General features: G+C 70.3%; 1 pseudogene. It reads left to right on the forward strand.

The features are described from left to right. A pseudogene (locus ITJ44_RS15740) lies at positions 1 to 428 on the forward strand (DUF11 domain-containing protein); the annotation flags it as partial.

Here is a 428-nt window from a genome sequence, read left to right on the forward strand (position 1 = left end):
GCCACCGCGACCTACACCCTGACGCAGGCCGACATCGACGCGGGGAAGGTCACCAACTCGGCGACCGCCACGGGCACACCGCCCGGCGACACGCCGCCGCCGACCTCACCGCCGTCGGACTCCACGGTCCCCGGCACTCAGACGCCCAGCCTGTCGGTGGTGAAGTCCGCGGACCCGGGCTCGATCACGAGCGCGGGGGAGACGGTCTCGTACTCCTTCGTGGTCACGAACACCGGCAACGTCACGCTGACGGATGTCACGGTCGACGAGACGCAGTTCTCTGGGACCGGGACGCTGTCGGAGATCTCCTACCCGACGCGCACGCTGGCGCCGGGTGCGTCGACCACCGCGACGGCGTCGTATGTGGCGACGCAGGCGGATGTGGATGCGGGGTCGATCACGAACACGGCGACGGCGACGGGTACTCC

The sequence above is a fragment of the Clavibacter sp. VKM Ac-2873 genome (assembly GCF_015351075.1).
Classification (GTDB): Bacteria; Actinomycetota; Actinomycetes; order Actinomycetales; family Microbacteriaceae; genus Clavibacter.